Origin of the sequence: Caballeronia ptereochthonis, assembly GCF_001545075.1 — a bacterium.
Lineage (GTDB): Bacteria > Pseudomonadota > Gammaproteobacteria > Burkholderiales > Burkholderiaceae > Caballeronia > Caballeronia ptereochthonis.
In genome coordinates this window covers 1-1019 of record NZ_FCOB02000102.1, presented here as the reverse complement: position 1 = coordinate 1019, position 1019 = coordinate 1, and the positions used below count along the sequence as shown (strand labels likewise).

Genomic DNA, 1019 nt, shown 5'->3' with positions numbered 1-1019 from the left:
ACGACGGAACGAATCGACTCGCCCTTCTTCATCAGGTCGAAGCCTTCGTTGATGCGCTCCAGCGGCAGATGATGCGTGATCAGATCGTCGATGTTGATCTTGCCTTCCATGTACCAGTCGACGATCTTCGGCACGTCGGTGCGGCCGCGCGCGCCGCCGAACGCCGAGCCTTTCCATTGGCGCCCCGTGACGAGCTGGAACGGCCGCGTGCCGATCTCCTCGCCCGCCGCCGCCACGCCGATGATGAACGACTGCCCCCAGCCCTTGTGCGTGCATTCGAGCGCCTGACGCATCAGCTTCACGTTGCCCACGCATTCGAACGAATAATCCGCGCCGCCGTCGGTCAACTGCACGATGTGATCGACGACGTTATCGACTTCCTTCGGGTTGATGAAGTGCGTCATGCCGAACTTCCGCGCCAGCTCGACGCGTCCCGGATTGATATCGACGCCGATGATCTTGTCCGCGCCGACCATCTTCGCGCCCTGAATCACGTTCAGCCCGATGCCGCCCAGACCGAACACGACCACGTTCGCGCCCGCTTCCACCTTCGCCGAATACACGACTGCGCCCACGCCCGTCGTCACGCCGCAGCCGATGTAGCAGATCTTGTCGAACGGCGCGTCCTCGCGTACCTTCGCCACCGCGATCTCCGGCACGACGATGTAGTTCGAAAACGTCGACGTGCCCATGTAGTGGAACAGCGGCTTGCCGTCGAGCGAAAAGCGCGAGGTCGAATCCGGCATCAGGCCCTTGCCCTGCGTCGCGCGAATCGCCTGACAAAGATTGGTCTTGCGCGACAGGCAGAATTTGCACTGACGGCACTCCGGCGTGTAAAGCGGAATGACGTGATCGCCCTTCTTCAACGTGCCGACGCCCGGCCCGACATCCACGACCACGCCCGCGCCCTCGTGCCCGAGAATCGCCGGAAAGATGCCTTCCGGGTCCGCGCCCGAAAGCGTGTAGTAATCGGTATGGCAAATGCCGGTCGCCTTGACCTCGATCAGCACTTCACCCGC

The 1019-nt window shown here is 62.7% G+C and carries 1 protein-coding gene; it reads right to left on the bottom strand.

What is annotated here, in order from left to right; all coding sequences use genetic code 11:
* Window positions 1-1019, bottom strand: a 1019-nt coding sequence (locus AWB83_RS35630; RefSeq protein ID WP_087050270.1) for an S-(hydroxymethyl)glutathione dehydrogenase/class III alcohol dehydrogenase, incomplete at both ends; no start/stop codon positions are given.